The organism is Arthrobacter sp. D1-17 (assembly GCF_054130535.1).
Map to the genome: position 1 here is coordinate 3,222,724 of NZ_CP096382.1, position 18,807 is coordinate 3,241,530.

At 64.0% G+C, this 18,807-nt stretch carries 16 protein-coding genes; 8 read left to right on the top strand and 8 right to left on the bottom strand.

Annotated features, from left to right (window positions below; translation table 11 throughout):
- Positions 1-62 precede the first annotated feature (62 nt).
- Positions 63-1,931 carry a BCCT family transporter gene (locus tag M1E01_RS14900; RefSeq protein WP_457972336.1) on the bottom strand — a complete coding sequence of 623 codons (1,869 nt, stop codon included), beginning with the start codon at positions 1,929-1,931 and terminating at the stop codon, positions 63-65.
- Positions 1,932-2,507: 576 nt separating this feature from the next.
- Between M1E01_RS14900 and M1E01_RS14905 the strand changes: the two genes are divergently transcribed.
- Both M1E01_RS14905 and M1E01_RS14910 read left to right on the top strand, forming a co-directional pair.
- Positions 2,508-3,512 carry a bile acid:sodium symporter family protein gene (locus M1E01_RS14905; RefSeq protein WP_457972337.1) on the top strand — a complete coding sequence of 335 codons (1,005 nt, stop codon included), beginning with the start codon at positions 2,508-2,510 and terminating at the stop codon, positions 3,510-3,512.
- 342 nt (positions 3,513-3,854) lie between these two features.
- Positions 3,855-5,090, top strand: coding sequence for an MFS transporter (locus M1E01_RS14910; RefSeq protein WP_457972338.1), 1,236 nt, complete (start codon positions 3,855-3,857; stop codon positions 5,088-5,090).
- A 438-nt stretch (positions 5,091-5,528) separates the two neighbouring features.
- On the opposite strand, the gene M1E01_RS14915 is transcribed toward M1E01_RS14910, so the two are convergent.
- Positions 5,529-5,702 (bottom strand): hypothetical protein, encoded by a 174-nt coding sequence (locus M1E01_RS14915; protein WP_457972339.1) that lies wholly within the window; start codon positions 5,700-5,702, stop codon positions 5,529-5,531.
- Positions 5,703-5,862: 160 nt separating this feature from the next.
- Here M1E01_RS14915 and M1E01_RS14920 point away from each other — a divergent pair, with 160 nt between their 5' ends.
- Complete coding sequence (locus tag M1E01_RS14920; protein WP_457972340.1) at positions 5,863-6,807, top strand: hypothetical protein; 945 nt, start codon at positions 5,863-5,865, stop codon at positions 6,805-6,807.
- Between the two features lie 83 nt (positions 6,808-6,890).
- On the opposite strand, the gene M1E01_RS14925 is transcribed toward M1E01_RS14920, so the two are convergent.
- A complete protein-coding gene (locus tag M1E01_RS14925) occupies positions 6,891-7,922 on the bottom strand; it encodes an ATP-dependent DNA ligase (protein WP_457972341.1) in 1,032 nt (343 codons plus the stop codon).
- A 252-nt stretch (positions 7,923-8,174) separates the two neighbouring features.
- On the opposite strand from M1E01_RS14925, the gene M1E01_RS14930 reads away from it, so the two are divergent.
- Positions 8,175-9,716, top strand: coding sequence for an alanine/glycine:cation symporter family protein (locus M1E01_RS14930; protein WP_457972342.1), 1,542 nt, complete (start codon positions 8,175-8,177; stop codon positions 9,714-9,716).
- Positions 9,717-10,597: 881 nt separating this feature from the next.
- Here M1E01_RS14930 and M1E01_RS14935 read toward each other — a convergent pair.
- From M1E01_RS14935 to M1E01_RS14945, 3 genes are all read right to left on the bottom strand, one after another.
- Positions 10,598-11,029, bottom strand: coding sequence for an ester cyclase (locus tag M1E01_RS14935; RefSeq protein ID WP_457972343.1), 432 nt, complete (start codon positions 11,027-11,029; stop codon positions 10,598-10,600).
- 162 nt (positions 11,030-11,191) lie between these two features.
- Complete coding sequence (locus M1E01_RS14940) at positions 11,192-12,091, bottom strand: diacylglycerol/lipid kinase family protein (protein WP_457972344.1); 900 nt, start codon at positions 12,089-12,091, stop codon at positions 11,192-11,194.
- Positions 12,092-12,261: 170 nt separating this feature from the next.
- Positions 12,262-13,626 carry an MFS transporter gene (locus tag M1E01_RS14945; RefSeq protein WP_457972345.1) on the bottom strand — a complete coding sequence of 455 codons (1,365 nt, stop codon included), beginning with the start codon at positions 13,624-13,626 and terminating at the stop codon, positions 12,262-12,264.
- A 240-nt stretch (positions 13,627-13,866) separates the two neighbouring features.
- On the opposite strand from M1E01_RS14945, the gene M1E01_RS14950 reads away from it, so the two are divergent.
- From M1E01_RS14950 to M1E01_RS14960, 3 genes are all read left to right on the top strand, one after another.
- Complete coding sequence (locus M1E01_RS14950; RefSeq protein WP_457972346.1) at positions 13,867-14,283, top strand: excalibur calcium-binding domain-containing protein; 417 nt, start codon at positions 13,867-13,869, stop codon at positions 14,281-14,283.
- 129 nt (positions 14,284-14,412) lie between these two features.
- Entirely contained in the window at positions 14,413-14,970 is a 558-nt protein-coding gene (locus M1E01_RS14955) for a class F sortase (RefSeq protein WP_457972347.1), read from the top strand.
- A gap of 840 nt (positions 14,971-15,810) precedes the next feature.
- Positions 15,811-15,876, top strand: coding sequence for an excalibur calcium-binding domain-containing protein (locus M1E01_RS14960; RefSeq protein WP_457974982.1), 66 nt, complete (start codon positions 15,811-15,813; stop codon positions 15,874-15,876).
- 107 nt (positions 15,877-15,983) lie between these two features.
- Here the strand turns inward: M1E01_RS14960 and M1E01_RS14965 are convergent, their stop codons facing one another.
- Complete coding sequence (locus tag M1E01_RS14965) at positions 15,984-16,364, bottom strand: hypothetical protein (RefSeq protein WP_457972348.1); 381 nt, start codon at positions 16,362-16,364, stop codon at positions 15,984-15,986.
- A 73-nt stretch (positions 16,365-16,437) separates the two neighbouring features.
- Positions 16,438-17,259 (bottom strand): alpha/beta fold hydrolase, encoded by an 822-nt coding sequence (locus M1E01_RS14970; RefSeq protein ID WP_457972349.1) that lies wholly within the window; start codon positions 17,257-17,259, stop codon positions 16,438-16,440.
- Between the two features lie 179 nt (positions 17,260-17,438).
- Between M1E01_RS14970 and M1E01_RS14975 the strand changes: the two genes are divergently transcribed.
- Positions 17,439-18,740, top strand: coding sequence for a hemolysin family protein (locus M1E01_RS14975; RefSeq protein ID WP_457972350.1), 1,302 nt, complete (start codon positions 17,439-17,441; stop codon positions 18,738-18,740).
- Positions 18,741-18,807 lie beyond the last annotated feature (67 nt).

Genomic DNA, 18,807 nt, shown 5'->3' on the forward strand with positions numbered 1-18,807 from the left:
GTGCCGATTATCTGGTGCTCTGATATTTAGCACACCATGAGGCTTGTCCAACAAAGTTATCTTTACGGGCTGCGCTTCTCTGTGGACGTTCCGGTCATTGGTGCTTCCTGGTCCGGGACGTCCTCCGCAGCGAGCCGCTCACTGAGCTGGGCCTCCACAGCCTCGGTGACCTGGTCTGCCAGGTGCTCCTGATAGTGCTCTTGGACCGAGTCGTGGATCTGCTCCGCGACGTGCTCCTGGTAATGCTCCTGAACGGAGTCCTGCATGGAGTCCTGCACCTGTTCGGTGACATATGTAGCCATCTCGTCGCGGGCAAGCCTGCGTTGCGCTCTCATCAGAATGGCGTGTTCCCGATGGAAAGCCTTGGCTGTGGAAACGCACATCAGAACGATGACAACACTGAAAGGCACTGCCGTCAGAATGGCCGCCGTTTGGATTGCTTGCAAACCATTGGACAGGAGTAGTGCGATGGCAACGGCGGCGGCTGCCAGCGCCCAGAAGATGCGCAACCAGTTCTTCGGCTCCACATCGCCTCCCGTGGAAATCATGCCCATCACCAGTGAACCGGAGTCTGCCGAAGTGATGAAGAAGATGGCGATCAGGAGGATGGCGCCCACCGTCAGGACCGCTCCGCCGGGAAGGCTGCCGAGGAGATTGAACAGTGCGCCCTCGGTGTCCACGCTGCCGTCGTCACTGATCAGGCCCCCGGCGCCGAACAGTTCGCGGTGGATCGCCGCGCCGCCCAGGACGGAGAACCATAGGAATCCGACGGTGGTAGGCACCAGCAGGACGCCGGCAACGAACTGCCGGACGGTGCGGCCCTTTGAAATGCGGGCAATAAAGATACCGACGAAGGGGGCCCAAGAGATCCACCAGCCCCAGTAGAAGGTGGTCCAGGCTGCTTGCCAGGCTTCACCCTCCGCCCCGGAGAAGGCCAAGGTGTTGAACGTAAGGCCAACGACGTTCTGCAGGTAATGGCCGACGGACTGCACGAACTCCCGCAGCAGGAACAGTGTGGGGCCGGTGAACAGCACCACGAGCATCAGCAATGCGGCCAGGACCAGGTTGGTGTTGGACAGCCACTTCATGCCCCTGGCCACACCTGACACCACGGAAACGATGGTCAATGTGATGATGCCGAGGATCAGGCCGATCTGCGTCACAGTGGTGGCCTGAACGATGTTGACCTGCTCCAGACCGGCAGAAATCTGCAGGACACCGAGACCCAGCGAGGCAGCTACGCCAAAGAGCGTACCCACCAGGGCGACGACGTCGATCAGGTTGCCCCATGCGCCGGCCACACGCTTGTGGCCCAAAAGCGGTTCCAGGGCCCACCGAATGGAGATCTGGTGCTTCTTGCGATGCACGGCGTAGGCAATAGATACCCCCACCACAACGTAGATGGCCCACGCGTGCAGGCCCCAGTGGAGGTACGTTTGCGTCATCGCCTGCTGGGCGAGCTCCAAAGGCGAACCTTCCACACCCGGACGGGGAGAGGCGAAGTGGTTCAGGGGCTCGGCCACACCGAAGAAGACCAGGCCAATCCCCATGCCGGCGGCAAACAGGAGGGCGAACCAGGACATGACGGAGAACTCGGGTTCATCCTCGTCTTTGCCGAGTTTGATGTTGCCGTAGTGGCCGAGGCCGATCCAGAGCGCGAATGCTACGAAGAGGGCAATCGCTGCGACGTAGTACCAGCCGAACCATCTGATAACGTTGCCCTGGATCGCGCCGAAGAGCGCTGTCGCGGCGGCCGGGAAGATCGTGGCGAAGAGGACGAACACGATGATGATGGCGGCTGCGGGCCAGAAGACCCATCTGGCGAGTCTTGAGTCGCGGTTTCCGGGCTGGTGGTGCACCCCTTCTTGGGGGGCAGGCGGAAGGTCCCCCGGTGGTTGGCTGATGGGCCTGGTGCCTGGTGTGGCGGACATTCCAGTTTCTCCTTATCCGTGTGGAGCGCTCCGACTGCTCTGGTAAATTCTCCTGCTGTCCATCCGATGTTAAGCCTGCAAGTGCACGGAACATCAGCGCTACTGAGAGCGGAAGGACGCTCAATCCGGTGGTAATGATGCGGGATGAAGACGTGCTCACGCTGGTGCAGGCCCGACAACTATAGGTCCGTAAAAACGGGAAAGCATCTACGCAGAGGATCTCCCCACGCATTCAGGCAGGTGATGTCGGCACCCAGGCCGGATGTCGACGTCATATGCAAAGAATCTGCCCTACTTAAGATCCTTTGCATTTTTTTAGGGAAGGTTTGCTCAACTTTGTAAATCCGCCCGTGCCAAGTGTGATGGCAATCGCACTTGGCTGCAGGTCATTTCAGAAGAGTCATCTGACCCGTGATGGCCAAATGGACCAACACCGATACTAGGAATCCGCGCGGATCTAGCGGCAGTGACCGTGCTACGTAAATGCGGAAGCACGTCGCCGTCGTACCCTCCCGCCTCCGTCATCAACAGACGCTGATTCTCAACCTCGGCCGCCGCTGTGATAATCCGGTAGTCATGTCTTCCTTATCCAAATCTTCCGCGACGGCATCCGCTGCCGAAGAGCGCAGCGCCCGCGTCGCCGTCACCCTTTTTCCCCTGCTTATCCTTGCCGGAGGAGCGGTAGCGCTTACCGCGCCAACAGCTTTCACCGGGCTGGCCCCGTGGATCACTCCCCTGCTGGGAGTCATCATGTTCGGCATGGGCCTGACGCTCACGCCCCCTGACTTCGCCGTCATCGCCAAACGTCCCGTCCCGGTAGTCATCGGCGTTGTGGCACAGTACGCCATCATGCCGCTCCTGGGCTGGCTGATCGCGGCGGCGCTGGGCCTGCCGCCGGCCCTGGCGGCCGGTGTCATCCTGGTGGGCTGCTGCCCCGGCGGAACGGCATCCAACGTTGTGTCTTACCTGGCCAGGGGTGACGTTGCCTTGTCCGTTGCCATGACGACCGTTTCAACGCTGCTTGCTCCGCTGCTGACCCCCGTACTGGCACTCTGGCTGGCAGGCCAGTACATGCCGGTGGACGCCGGTTCGATGGCGTGGTCGATCGTCCAGGTTGTGCTGATCCCCGTGCTGCTGGGACTCGTGCTCCGAACCTTCCTGCCGCGCCTGGTCACCAGGGCGCTGCCTGCCCTCCCCTGGATTTCGGTACTCGCCATCACCCTTGTGGTTGTTGCGGTGGTTGCAGGAAGCGCAAAGGCCATCTTCGCCGCTGGGCTGCTGGTTCTCGCCGCCGTTATCCTCCACAACGGCCTGGGTTACGCCCTCGGGTACGGCGCGGCCCGCTTGTTCAAGCTGCCGGTACCCGCGCGTCGCACCACCGCAATCGAGGTCGGCATGCAGAACTCAGGCCTTGCAGCAGCGCTCTCGCGGCAGTATCTGACTCCCGAATCAGCCCTGCCTGCCGCTATCTTCTCGGTCTGGCACAACGTTTCCGGTGCAGTTCTGGCGGCCTACTGGCGCCGCCGGAACACTCCTGCCGTGCGCGGCAGTCAGCAGGTTCCTGCGGCCATCACGGAATGAGCGCCATCCTCTGAAAGTTGGGAAGAGGCGGCATCGGATACCGGGGAACTGGAACTCCCTGCATAAAACCCTCTGCCATGGCGGGTCTGGCGTGTACCGCCGGGCCCGCCGCTTCGTCACGGCTGCACTATAAACCGCGGCACCGACTGCCAGAAGACCGCCAATGCCACCACTTCTGTTACCGGACAGTTGGTGCCGATTTCGTCTTCGCCTGCAGTCAACCTGAACAGGGTTTGGCAGGGCCTGCCTCGCCGCGAATAAATCCAGTAACTTTGTGGTTGGAACTTTCGGGCCAGCGACGTCCCATTCCGCTCCTCCCTTTTTGAATGGATCCGCTCCCCCATGTCTTCCGCCCTGCCCCTTCCTGCGCCCAAACGCTTTCCGTTGGCCGCGATGCTGGTGCTCGCCACCATCGCCTTCACGGCCATCACCACCGAACTGCTGCCCTCCGGTCTGCTGCCGCAGATCAGCGAGGGCCTGAACGTCTCCGAGCCCGTGGCCGGCTACCTGGCCGCCGCTTACGCCGCCGTCATCGTGGTCACCGTGATCCCGGCGGCGCGGCTGCTGGCCAGGGTGCCGCGGAAGACCCTGCTCGTCTCACTCGTCCTGACCTTCGCGCTGAGCAACGTCCTCGTCGGACTGGCGCCCAACTTCACCGCGGCCATGGCAGCACGTTTGGTCGGGGGCCTGGCGCACGGCCTGCTCTGGACCACCATGGCCCCGTTCGTCGCACGGGTGGTCCCGGCCGACAAGGTGGGCAAGGCCCTGGCCATCGTCTTCAGCGGCAACAGCCTGGGCCTGGCCATCGGCGCCCCCGTCGGCACGGCACTGGGCACCCTCTTTGGCTGGCGCGCGGCCTTCCTCTTCCTCGCCGGCTTCGGCCTGCTGCTGACCGGCCTGGCCCTCTGGCTGCTGCCGCAGGTCCGCCGGATCCCTGACGCCGTCCGTCCCTCCCTGCGCAAAGCAATCGCCCAGCCCGGCGTGAAATCCGTGGCCATCGCCTGGCCGCTGCTGGTCCTGGCCCACTTCGCGCTCTTCACCTACATCGCGCCGTTCATCCGCGAAGCCGGCCTGCCCGACTACGCTGTCGGCCTCTCCCTCACCGTCCTCGGCGCCGCCGGCCTGGTCGGCATCTGGATCGCCGGCCTCACCGTGGACACCCGGCCCCGCCGCTCGCTGATCATCACGACGGCGGCCATCGCCGTCGCGATGCTCCTCCTCCCGCTCGGCGGAGGCAACATCCCCGTCGCCATGGTCCTCATGGCCGTGTGGGGTGCCGGCCTCGGCGCGGTCGGCGTCTACAACCAGACCGCCATCCTCCGGGCCGGCCGCGAGTACAAAGACGCCGCCAACGGCCTCACCGTGTTGACCATTCAGCTCGGCATCACCGTCGGCGCCCTCTACGGCTCCGCCGCCCTGGTCCTGGCCGGCCCGCTCCTGGTCCCTGTCGCCGCAGCGCTGCCGGTCGCCGTCGCCCTCGTCATCACGCTGGCCGGCAGGAAGCACGCCTACCCGCCGGGCCGGAAAGAGTCCGGCCGGTCAAAGCCAGAAGTCAGCGAGCCTGCACTCCAGCGCTAGGTCACCGGTCCTCGACCTCGCCCTCATCCAGGTGTGCACGGTCCGAGCCGTGTGTTAGCAGCTCAGCGGGATGAGGCTGCAGATGGAACCTGATTTCCAATAATTCCCACCCCTGAGACTCGTGCGGTTCAAGAAATTCCGAAGCTTTTTACAAGTTGCTCGGGTGAACATGTCTGGAGGGGAGTGCGCGTAAGGTGCCAGGACAGCAGCAGCAGGCGCTTCGATTTCTCCTGCCCAAGCGGGAGCGCTGCTCGGGACTGGCACAGGCAAACAACTCCAATGAGTGGTGAGGCTAGTGACCAACCCTATTCAGGTCGACGTTCAACGCCAGGAAGTAACGCTGTTGCGGGGGCGTGGTCGCGGTCGCAGGACTCCCTGGCTTGGCGTAAGGCCGGGAGGCAGGCGCTCGGCCTGCCCAGGTCTGCGAGGAGGCCCGCGTCAGCTGCGGTTACCTGCACTGCTCACAGCGCTGTTGCTGGCGTTGAGTGGTGTCCTGGTGGTGCCGGTTCCGGCGTCGGCTGCTTCGGGGGATGTTGGGGTTGAAGGCCGGTCACACTCAGGGACGGGGACGCCGACGGGCTCGAAGCGGGCGACGAGTGCGTTGTGGTTCAACGACGGGTCCTGGTGGGGGAGCCTGTGGGACACTGCCAGCTCGGATTTTCATATCTTCCGGTTCAATGCCGCGACGAGGTCGTGGGTTGATACAGGTGTGGCGACGGACAAGCGGGCGGACACCCACCATGACGTGCTGTGGGACGGGAGAACGTTGCATGTGGCAAGCTATCGGTTCGTCAACGACGGCCGGCGGGCTGAGCCGAACCACCCGACGACGATGCGGCGTTACAGCTACAACGCGAGTAAGAAGACGTACTCGCTGCTGAGTTCTACAAAAATCAACGACCACCGTGTTGAGGCCCTGACCATCGATAAGGACTCCACGGGCCGGGTATGGGCCACCTGGCAGCAGGGAAACCGGATCTACCTGAACGTCACTGCCACGGACGGCAAGACCTGGGGGACGCCGTTCCCCCATCCTGCCTCGCTGGGCAATGTCTCTGTGGATGACACCTCGGCTGTGATCGCGTTTGGACCGGGCAAGATCGGTGTGATGTGGAGCCGCCAGGTCGGTGACGCCACCGACGGCATGTACTGGAGCTACCACGTCGACGGAGCGGCGAAAACCACCTGGACCGCTCCTGTCGCGGCGGTGAAGGGCCAGCGCAGCAGTGATGACCATATGAACCTGAAGTGGCTGGATTCCTCGCGCGGCCGGGTTTTCTCCGCGATTAAGACGTCGTTCACGTCGGCGTCCCAGCCGCTGATCCAGCTGTTGGCATTGAATAATGCGACCTCGGCATGGTCGGCGCACACGATCGCGACCGTGGCGGAGTGCCCGAACCGGGTGATCGTCATGATTGATGAGAGCACGCAGAGACTGCGGACCTTCGCTACCTATCCGAAGCCCAGCGGCACGGCCAACGCCGGTGTCTGCACCACCTCGGGCGGTGCGATCTACGAGAAGTCCACGCCGCTGAACGACATCAACTTCACCACCACGAAGACAGCCCGCATCGTGGACGCCGACCAGTATGTCCACAACGTGACGTCGACGAAGCAAAACCTGAACAGCGTGGCAGGGGGCACCGCTAACAGCGGTCTGCTGCTGCTGGCCGATGTGAACGCCACCAGCCGGTACTGGCACTACTACAACCGGTGAGCCCGGCCAACAGACTGCCACCACTGGCCAGGAATGAACCGAACCGGGACAAGCCAGCACGTGCCAGGAAGCAGGAAGAGGTCCTAACGTTCAGCAATCGGCAGTCTCGCCGGTACTTCGACAGAGGCCGGGTCCAGTTCAGGACGGGCCCTGCGGAAGCGCAGCGCATGCCGGAATGACTTCCCCGACCAAGCCGCATCCGCCGCCACTTCCACCACGACAGGTTCGACCAGGGTGAGTTCCACGGGCGATGCGTCGCGGTTGAACCGGTCAAGCGCCGTGCCCTTGACCGTCGTCGGCCAGGGATGGGTGCCAGTAGAGGGCCGCAGCCAGCGGGCCAGCGCCCCGCTGTCTGCTGTTTTCAAACGCGAGCTGCGGCCCACGATGCGAAGTTCTCCCCCGATGGGGAGTCCTGCCACGATTTCCGTGGGCCGGCCGACGGGGCCGATGACAGCTCCGCACACCACATCGAGGTCACTGAGAAGTTTGGCCTTGAGCCAGATCCTTTGGCCGCCGAGGTACCGCTGGCCACCGCTTTTCGCCACGACCCCTTCAAGGCCGGCGCCGGCCAGGTCCTCAAACCACTGCCGCGCGAGATCCCAGTCACCCGTCTGCGGGGAAAGCGCCAGGGGCGGGGACCACACCGTAGAGAGTTCCTCCAGCAGCGCCCGCCGGTCCAGCAACGGCAGATCCCTGGCGTCCTGCCCGGCGACGCCTAACACGTCAAAGCCGACGAAGCTTGCCGGAAGATCGCCGACGAGGGCCTGCAGCTTGTCCTTCCCTGCCGTCAGCCGCTGCTGCAGGGCTTCGAAGTGCAGCCGGCCCCCGGACCACACGACGACTTCGCCGTCGACAATACAACCGTCGGGAATCATGTCGGCCGCCGCAGCCTCGACTTCCGGGAAATGCCGGGTCAGGTCCTTGCCCTGGCGGGACCACAGGCTCGTACTGCCTTGCTGACGAAAAATCAGAACGCGGTAACCGTCCCACTTGGGCTCGAAGCATACCGGGGCCGGCAACGCCCCCACTGCAGGAAGACCCTTCACGGCCTTCGCCAGTGCGACGTTTAGCGGCGGGCGAAGTCCAGACGGAAGCATCTCCCCGGACTTTGACATGGCATCAGCATAGGTGGGATTCAAACAGTTGACTGAGGAAGGTTCTTGCCCATGCGCCGGCTCTCAGGGCTCCCCTGGCCTTCTCCGATGTTCCGTGTAATGGCCGGTCACGGGGACGGGATGCGGCCAAATGGACTAGTACCACCATTTTGTGCGACACTTCACAGGTTTTGATGTGGTGTGCGCCACCGCGTCCACCGACCCGGGCACCCCCAACCCCATCCCCCCGCTCTTCATAAAGGAAACCCACTTATGAGCGATGTCTTATCAGCCATCAATAACGTGATCTGGAGCGACTGGCTCGTCTATCTCTGCCTCGCCACAGGCGTCTACTTCTCCGTCCGTTCGCGCTTCCTGCAGGTGCGGCACGTCAAGGGCATGATCCAGCAGCTGGTGCGGGGTGAGAAGTCCGCCTCCGGCGTCTCCTCGTTCCAGGCCCTGGCGATGTCCCTGTCAGGCCGCGTCGGCACCGGCAACGTCGCCGGTGTCGCCACCGCAATCGCCTTCGGCGGACCCGGCGCCCTGTTTTGGATGTGGGCGGTCGCTTTCCTGGGCGCATCCACATCGTTTATCGAGTCGACCCTCGGCCAGATCTACAAGACCCGCGACCCGCTGACCGGCGAATACCGCGGCGGCCCGGCGTACTACTTCTCCCGTGCGTTCGCCCACACCAAGGGCGCCGGCTTCTTCAAGGTCTACGGCTACATCTTCGCGGCCGTGACCGTCCTTGCCTGCGGCATTCTCATGCCGGGTGTCCAAACCAATTCTATGGCCACCGCAATCAGCGGCGCGTGGACCCTCGAGCCGTGGATTGTTGCCGTCGGCTCGGTCATCCTCCTGGCCCTCGTCGTCGTGGGCGGCGTGAAGCGTATTGCCAGCGTTGCCGCGTTCGTGGTGCCCTTTATGGCCGTCGGCTACATCATCCTCGCCCTGATCGTCGTCGTCATCAACGCCGCCCAGCTGCCGGAAATCCTCTCGCTGGTGTTCCGCAGCGCCTTCGGTATGGATTCTGCCCTCGGAGCCATCATCGGCCTGGCCGTGATGTGGGGCGTCAAGCGCGGTGTCTACTCAAACGAGGCCGGCCAGGGAACGGGCCCGCACGCCGCGGCCGCCGCCGAAGTCTCGCACCCGGCGAAGCAAGGCCTGGTCCAGGCCTTCGCGGTCTACATCGACACGCTGTTCGTCTGCTCGGCCACCGGCTTCCTGATCCTCTCCACCGGCGCCTACCGCGTCTTCTCCGGGGGCAGCGAAGACGGTGCAGTCCTCGCCGAAGGCGGCCTGCTGTCGGCCTCGGCCGTCGTTGGGCCGCAGTACGTGCAGGCCGGATTCGACTCCGTCTTCCCCGGCGTCGGCGCCGCGTTCATCGCGATCACGCTGGTCTTCTTCTGCCTGACCACTGTCATCGCGTACTACTACATGGCCGAAACCAACCTGCGCTTCCTCCTGGGCACCTCGTCGGCCAAGATGATTCCCGGCCTCCGGACCAGCCTCGGCCGCGCCACCACCATCGCCCTGCAGGTGGCCATCCTCGTCGCCGCTGCTTACGGTTGCGTGAACACTGCCGCCGATGCATGGGTGATGGGCGATATTGGCGTTGGCCTCATGGCCTGGCTGAACATCGTGGGCATCCTGATCCTGCAGAAGCCCGCGTTCAAGGCGCTGAAGGACTTCGAGCGCCAGCAGAAGCTCGGCCTCGATCCGGTCTTCGACCCGAAGCCACTCGGCATTACCGGGGCCACCTTCTGGGAGTCCTACAAGACGGCCGACCGCGAGAAGGAATCCGCGAAAATCTAGTGTGCTGTGCACCGTGCGCCGCGCCGTTCACGCGGCGCACGGTGACCCCTCGTCCTCACCAGCGCGATCGTGTTCGCCAACCGCGATCGTGTTCGCCAGCCAGGGCAGTGGCCGCTGCCCGGCCTGATGGTGCTGATCGAGGCCGTCTTCATCTTTGCCGTCAGCCGGTGGCGCGCCACGTGCGCAGCCGGCGCTTCGCCCGGTGTCCCCGCCGCCCCTGGGGCACCGACCTGGCTTCCGCTTCTGCCACAACACTGAAACCGGGGCCGGAGCGGCGATCGGGCCGGGGCGAACTGCTCGTCCTGGCCCGGCGCCAGATCCGAAAGATGCCCGGATAGGAGCATCTGCCGCAGGGGGGCGGATGCAAAAAGTCAAGGCTGACGTACAGGCGCCAGGTCACGCCGACGAGGGTGCCTTTTGCACTGTCTACCGCCAACTCTCACCTGCGGTACTGAGCTGCCGTCATTCACTCCCCTGCCGGAACGCCCTCGGCGGCGGCTGTTCCCGCCGCCCCTGTCCCTGTTCAGAACCGCCCGGCTGAGCCTTCCGTGCACGAACGGCACGGTGCCGAGACGCGCATGCACGTGACCCAGACGCCCCGAAAACATGGAACCGGGACTCCTTCCACCGGCCTGCACGGCGAAGGGAAACCCGCCACCCCGCATGCCTCCCGTCCGGCCGACGTGCCGTCCTGGGCGGACAAACCCGCGGCGGGCAGCACCGGGGTTCCAGCTGACGGAAAGGGAGCTGCTGACGGAAAGGGAAAGGGCATAGCGGACACCGACGGCGGAAGCGGGCAGGGTGCCGGGCGGCCCGCTATGGCTCCACCTCAAGGACATCAGCGGTAGGCTCAGGGTTGAGCGGCACCGCGCCGGTCCGGGCTAAGCCCCCGGCATCAGTCCCAGCTGCATCATCATTGAGGCGACGTTCGGATGGACGCGGAAGGAGACGAACTTGCCCTCCCTGACGGAGCCGAAGTACGTGCCGGTTCCCACGATAGGCTTGCCCGTGGCTGGAATCTCCTGGCCGCCCATCTGCAGCGGACCGGTGTGGGTGCCCGTGATCTCGACTTCACCCGCCACCTGATCATCCGACACCACCCTGTTGGTCAATTTGGCACGTAAATCGGGAAACGCGGTAAACCACGATTCCATATATGCCTGGACCTGTTCCCGGGTAGTGAAGGCCTCAGGCGCCATCACATCCCGAAACGTGAAACCGTCCGCCAGCAGGGCGGTGAACGCCGCCGCATCATGCTGGTCCCACGCCGCCATTCCGCGGTCATCAAGCTGCTCTACCTCAGCGCGTGACATGACGCATCTCCTCCTTGGCATGTACTCGTGCGGCCCATCGTAGGCCTTCCGGTGCAGGGGTCAAGGCTACAAAGGCAGCCTGCAATGGCGGGGGCCGGCAGGGTGCAAGCCGACCGGAGACGTTCTTCCGCTCCGGCCCTTCCTCCTGAGTGAGGGCCGGCCCTACCCAAGCGTCGGCAGGGCAGAGGGGGCGCTCACTACCCTGACTGCGGTCTTTGCGGCCACGGACTTCACTTCCCCGTCGATCTGGTACGGAAGCGGTTTGAGTGTGGTGAATTCGTAACTGCTGACGCTGGGCTGATCCCCCAGTCCCTGCGTGGTGGCGCGCAGCGCTGTCAAAAGCACGCGCCACTTGGACATGTGCGGGAAAATGACCACTTCGAATTTCCCGTCGGAAGCCTGGTCGTCTGCTTCGCTGAGCGTTGCATACTTGGCCATCTCGGGAATATTGGCGAAGACGAGGCTGTCGAACTTCCGGCGTTTTCCATCCGCCTGCCGTATCTCAAAGGGCTTGTACTTTGAGAACGTCCGCACCACAGAGAACATCTCCTTGAGGGCGCCCTTGCTGCCCTTTTCAAGGTCGATGGCCACCACCGGTGTGAGCCCGAAGCCGATATAGGAGTGGGCGTATTCGGCCGTCTCGCCGGGTCCTTGGCCCGTATGGATGCGCAGCAGGTCAATGTGGCGTACGCGGCCCTCGGCGATGGCTTCTTCCAGCGGTTTGGTGCCTATGGTCCGCCGGTGGTCGTTGGCGTTGCCCGCGGCCATAACAGCACATACGGCCTCGGCATTACCGCCCTGCATCACGCCGTTGACGACTTCGTTGTAGCCCCCGTCCCCGCTGACAGAGACAACCAGCACATTCCTGGTGCTGGTGGAGGCATCGCGGGCCAGCTCTACGGCGTGCCCGGCGTGACTGGTCGGCTGCAGCCTGATCTCGGGCGAGTAGGTGAGGAGTTCAGCCAGGCGGTCCCGGAGCTTTTCGGCCAGTTCTGGCGCGTCTCCAGTGCTGTTTGGGTTGAAGATGATGACTATTGATTCGAAAGTCCGTACAGATTCCATTTACCCACTCCAAGTCTGGTCCGGGGCGCCACGCCGGGAGCCCGGCCGGCGGAAGCCAACCGTAGCCAATGCCAGCTTGCCACAAGGGCCGATCTCAACGTGCATAAATGCGGTCCCTGGGCCAGCACCAGGAACCACTGCGTGGCGGTCTTTAGGCCACCCTTCATCGTCTAGGGCGTCTTTCGCTCCCGCCACAGCAGCGAAACGACGAACGTCCCCGCGCAGAGCCCCAGCATCACCAGCACCATGCGGCCCCAGTTCTCCTGGTTCACCCCGGTGCCGTAGAAGAGGCCGATCATCACGGTGGCGCTGATGGCGCCCACGTACCGGCAGGTCTGGAAGATCCCGGCGGCCACTCCCCTGTCCTCCGGCGCCGCGGAGAGGTACAGGCCCTGGTTCGAGGCGATGCCGACGGCACCATAAGGCACGCCCATCAGGGCCGTGAGGGCCAGAACCAGCAGGACGGCCAACGACGTGGTCAGCAGCCATAGTGCCGCTGCCACCACTGCCAGAAGTGCGACGCCGGCAAGCAGCACCCGCCGCACGCCGAACCGGTCGATCCCGCGGGCGGCCAAGGGCGTGACGACGACGGACATCGCCGCCAGCGGCAGCATCAGCAGGCCTACCAGACCCGGGTCATATCCACCGGCTTCCTGCAGCAGCTGGGGCAGCCCGAAGAACGCGAAATAGTAGACCGCGCTGAATACCGTGAAGCCCAGGTACACGAGCAGCAGGGGACGGTTCCTGCCGAGCAGGCGCAGGTCCAGGAACGGCCTTTTGAAGCTCAGCTCGCGCCAGCCGAAGAGCATGGCCAACACCATGGCGGCGCCCAGCAGCCACCAGCGGAACCCGGGCAGGGCATTGAGCAGTCCCATCAGCAGCAGCACCATGCTGGCCGTGAAGGCGAGGATGCCGGGGATGTCAGAATCGCGCAGCAGGCTGGCCACGCTGCCCTGTTCCCGCCCTTCATCCGGTGGCGCACACTTCCGCACAATGAACAGGGCAGCCAGCGACAGCGGCACGTTGATCAGGAACAGGGCTTCCCAACCCATCAGGCTTATCAGCAGCCCGCCCACCACCGGGCCAACCGCGGCCCCTGAGGTGTTGGCCATCTGGATGCGACCCAGCGGACGGGTGGAGGTCGTGTTCGCCATCCTTGCCAGGGCACCGACCATGACGACGGCACTCGGGTACGCCGTCGCCGTTCCCAGCGCCATGAGGGCGCGGGCTATGCAAACGAAAACGAAGTTGGGCGAGAAGGGAGCCAGCGCGCAGGTCGCCGCCACCAGCCCCATGCCCAGCATGAAGAGTCGCCGTGGACCGAACCTGTCGGCGAGCCGCCCCATCAGCGGCTGGCCGGCGGCGGACGTGATGTAGAAGGCGGTAATCACCCAAGTGACCGTGGCGACGTCGAGCCGGAAGTCCTCGCGCAGCACCACCAGGGCGACGGCGATCATCGACGAGTTCAGCGGGTTCAGCGACGTGCCCAGGCTGAGGCCGGCCACGGCGAGGCCGGCGCGGGAGGAGTTGCTCACGGCAACAGTCTTGCGCACGACCGGCCAGGGCCCCAATTCGTCAGTGAACCCCCAGCGTAACAGCTGACACTGGCACTATTGTGGGGGGCCGTCACATTGACGGTTCAAGCATTTCGGTTGATATAACTTGCGAGGCAAATGCCAATAATCACCGCCCGCAGGGCTAGCTGCAGGCTCCCCTTCACCGGAGGGTCCTGCGCTCGCTCTTGCATGGCGGGCACCAGAAGAATGGGGATAAAAATGAAGAAAAGCGTATCTGTCTTCGCAGTAGCAGCGGTGGTCGGACTGTCAGCGATGACAGCGACCCCGGCCAACGCAACAACCGCCGCCTTCCCTAACTGCAAGGCAGCAGCAGCAGCAGGCGCGTACAACATCCCGGCAGGAGCACCGGGCTACGGTCCGCACCTTGACCGTGACAAGGACGGCATTGCCTGTGAGAACTCCGCTGCAGGCGGCGGAACCACTCAGGTCGCTCCCGCTCCGGCTGCTGTAGCTCAGGCCCCGGCGCAGGTAAGCCAGGTGCCGGTAGGCGGCGCTGAGACCGGCGTTGCTCAGCCGGTCAGCAACGGGACCGACTTCCTCGCGCTTGGCGGCCTTGCCATTGCCGCAGCGGCCGGCTCTATCCTCGTGCGTCGACGCGCATCCGTCCAGGCATAGGCTTCGGAAATAACGCATCGTATGACTAGCTCGACGAGCGCCCGCCGCAGATGCCAGCTGGCGTCCGCGGCGGTCGCTTTGCTACTTCTTACTGGTTGCGCAACAGGCGCTTCGGTGCAGACGGCTGCTATGCCGGCGGCACCCACTTCTTCGCCTGCACCTCATGCCGGGACGACGGCTCCTGCCGAGACTTCCGTACCATCAAATGGGCTTACAGCACCCCAGAAGGTCCTGCCAGCTTCGGACCCAATTTCTGTCAGCATCCCTTCCGTTGGCATCGAATCTGACCTGCTAAGTCTGGGCCTGAAAGAGGACGGGTCGCTGGAAGTGCCACCGGACGGTCCGGGCGCTCCGGCTTCCTGGTACAACGGGTCTCCGACGCCTGGAGAGCGCGGTCCTGCCATCCTTCTAGGGCATGTCAATGCAACGGACGGAGGTCCGGGCGTCTTCGCAAACCTTCGAGACCTCAAGGCGGGTGACGTGATCAGGGTTCCACGCCAGGATGGAACTACCAGCGTTTTCGCATTTGATCATGCTGACCATTACTCCAAGGACGCGTTCCCGACACAGAGCGTCTACGGGAACACCGAAGGGCCGGAACTTCGGCTCATCACATGTGACGGCTTCGATCCGGCAACGGGCCAGTTCGACGACAACTATGTCGTCTACGCCAAACTCGTTGCCTAAATGGACTTGTCCTACAGAGAGTGGGAAGTTGTACCCTCCTGCGGCTGTGACATCGGTGTTATCGGCTGCGACTAGTCGCACTGTTCCCGCCTAATGACAAGGCCGCCGGGATGCAAAAACGGGTCCGCTGCTACATGCAGCGGACCCGTTTTGTCGTTCTCACCCATTCTCTCATCATCCATCTAGGCGTGCCCGGCACCTCGGCCGCAGGTCCCAATGGCCGGCTGTCTTGTGCGTGGCTTGGAGCAAGCGACACGGAGGAGGAGCGCCATCAGAGAGCCTTGGCAGCACTGTTAGGGAGCACCATCACAGCCGGGCGATTGAAGCGGATGGGGCTCTTAACCCGCCAACTTTCTTGAAAGATCCTTGAGCCCCTTAGCGCTGAGCCACGGGTAGGCAACGGGTCGCTCCCCGAATCTGTTGGAGCCGTTGAGTCTGCGAGGAGGCTGTTGGCGATCTCGCTCTCATGCACGGCGGTCTCAGCATGTAGTCTTGCGCCGCTACCTCCCCCGCCAGGTGCTTCCGCCAGTGAAATGTGACCAGGGGCTCAAAAGGCAGCAGCAAAGGCGGCTGCCGATAAACTCGCAGCCGCGAAGGCAGCCGCAAAACCAGCCGCCGATAAGCTTGCCGCCGAAAAAACAGCCGCTGAGCTGCGGCGCCGCGCAAAGTAGCAGAAAAGGCGGCAGCAGACCAGACCGTGGCCGCTGAGGCTGCAGCAGCCCGGGCTGCCGCAGAGCAGGCTGCTGCACAACAAGCTGCACAGCAAGCCGTCGTGCCCGCCGCTCCCGCTTCCGTCTACGAGAACTGCTCTGCAGCCAGGGCGGCTGGAGCTGCGCCGGTATACGCAGGCAGCCCCAATACGGCGTGCACCTCGACCGCGACCGCGATGGGGTCGGCTGCGAATAGTAATCAAGAGGACTGGCGCCCCGGCCGAGGGCGCAAATAAGACGGGCTCGCTGCTCCTGCAGCGGGCCCGTCTCTTCGTTACATCACAACCATGCAACCACGGCTCGCTACAGCGGCCGCGAGAGGCCGTAAACCGCAGCCCCCACGGTAGCTTTTTCCGTCCTCGTCATCTCCGGCGGCGCCGCCAGGAAGCTGCGTGTGGTCAGCGCCAGGACCACCACCTGCCAGGACACTCCCGGCGTAATCGTGTTGCTATCCAGCTGGGAGAGCAGGTAGCCGCAGATGATGGCGCCGACCGCGGGTACCTTCCGGTAGGAGACAGGGTTCAACTGCTCCCCTGCCCTGCGCCGGCACATGTAGTGGAAGACCACGGAGACGTTGACCAGGGTGAAGGCGGTGAAGGGCCCGAAGCTGATGAAGGACGTCGACGTTGCCACGTCCAGGAAGATCGCAATCAGGCCAAGCAAACCCGTAATGACCAGGTTCACCACCGGAGTGTGGAACGCACGCCTCACGGGGAGCGGAGCAGGACCCACATCTGAGCGATGAATGCCAGCCGCGTCAGCCTGGGCTCGCGTTGGCTGGCGGCAGATGCCGGTGGAGGAAGTCCAGCACGGCCGGTCCTGCCGGGTCGATGAGATGTCCGCCCGTCACATGGGCCGTCTCCGTGTTGGGCAGCAGCTCCTGCAGGCGCCGGTTGACGGCGTGGAGTGCTTCCGGGGAATCTTCGGCCGAAACGATCAGGGTCGGTTGCCGTATCTCTGCGGCCTCCACGTCGTTCAGCTCCAGCGGTGCCTGGCTGAGATCCAGACCCCGGCCCCTGACTTCGGCCAGCACAGCAGGGCTGGCGCTGATGAAGTGCTCGCGCAGCGGCTCGGGAAATGACTCCCACGCCCCACCACCCAGCGCCTCCCGGAACACAACCTCGGAAACCGCCGAGGGGTCCTGCGCTGCAGCGGCCAGCACCGCTCGCCGCAGCTGCTGCGCCCACGCCGCAGCCTCGGGATGCAGCGTCAACACCGCCGGCTCCAGCAGCACCAGCGCACTGACCTTGCCGGGGTGGCGGCGTGCCAGCTCCAGGGCGATCAATCCACCGGTACTGCGTCCGATCACCGCCGCGGGCGTCGCGGACAGCACCTCCAGCAGCGCGGCCGCGTCCCGAACGTGATCGTTGAGATCCACGGCTTCGAATGGGTGCGGCCGTTCGCTGCGGTAGAAGCCCCGGCGGTCGTAGATGATGCACCTGGTGACGCGGCCGAGCCGCTCGGCGGCGTCCTCCCACATCAGTGCCGAGCTGGGCGTGCCGTGAATCCCCAGGACAGGTCTTCCCTCGCCGTGGACCTCATAGTAAAGGGCAACGCCGTTCGCGCTCACTATGGGCATGACCTCAGGGTAGGATCGGCGATGCTCGAGAACAAGGCGGCGAGCAAGTGGGCTGAGAGCTGTGGCAGGGCGCCCTTCCCCAGGCTCTGCTCCTTCCCCAAAAATGGCTGTGGCCGCCATGCCCGTCTCTTCTCACCTGCGAAGGGGAGTTCTGTACGGCGGTTCGGTAGTGTCGGTTCATGGATAGCGACACCCTCATAAATTTCCTGCTGGTCCTCTTTTTTGTGCTGTTAGGAGGCCTCTTTGCAGGCACGGAAATGGCGCTCGTTTCCCTTCGTGAGGGTCAGGTGCGCCGGATGGAAAAGGCCGGGAAGCGCGGAGCCAGAATTGCAGCGCTGGCCGGGAATCCCAACCGTTTCCTCTCGACTGTCCAGATCGGCGTAACGCTATCGGGTTTCTTCTCGGCCGCCTATGGCGCCTCCACGCTCGCCCCGGACGTTGAGCCCCTCCTGCAAGCCGCGGGATTGGGCCCCGCAGCCGAACCTGTTGCCTTTATCGGCATGACGCTGCTGGTAGCCTACCTTTCCCTGGTACTGGGTGAGCTGGTGCCCAAGCGGCTGGCCATGCAGAGCGCCGCCGGTTTCGCGAAAGTACTCGCCCCGCCCTTGCTGGTACTTTCGGAGCTGATGCGACCCGCCGTCTGGCTGCTGTCTGTTTCAACCGACGCGGTTGTCAGGCTGTTTGGAGGTGATCCCAAAGCACGGCAGGAGGCCATCAGCGCCGAGGAGCTGCGGGACATGGTGACGCAGAACGACCGGCTGGAGGAGCACAGCCGGAATATCCTGCAGGACGTTTTCGGGGCAGGGAGCCGGTCATTGCAGGAAGTCATGCGTCCCCGCACCGAGGTGGCCTTCATCTCTGGTGACCTAACCGTGGCCGCCGCACGCGGCACGGTGAAGGACGCCCCATACTCGCGTTATCCCGTAATCGGCAGGACTCCTGACGACGTCCTTGGTTTCATCCATATCCGTGACCTGATGCTCCGGGATGGGCAGTTAGACGAGCGGATGGTGAAGGACATCGTTCGTGAGATTCTCCCATTGCCGGGAACGAACAAGGTGTTGCCCTCGCTGTCCCGGATGCGCAGGCTCAACCAGCACATTGCGCTCGTGGTTGACGAGTATGGAGGCACGGACGGCATTGTCACTCTGGAGGATCTGGTGGAAGAGCTGGTTGGTGAAATCTACGACGAGTACGACACCGGAGCTGATCCCGAGGACCGCGTCCGCATGGCCAATGGATCAATAGAGGTCGACGGCGGGCTGATACTCCAGGAATTTGCGTCAGCGTCCGGAATAGCGCTTCCGGAGGGTCCTTACGAAACCGTGGCCGGGTTCGTCATCGACCAACTGGGTCGTCTGCCTCATGTAGGTGACGGAGTGGAGGTGCCAGGCCATGCGCTGACGGTGACGGCAATGGACCGGCTGAGGATCGCACGTCTCCGAGTTACTTCCGTCGGCAGAAAGGCGGAGGCAGAATAGCTTCACATAAACCTGCTCCCCGGAAGTCAGAACTGGATTTTCCAGTCCAACCTCCGGGGAGCAGTTG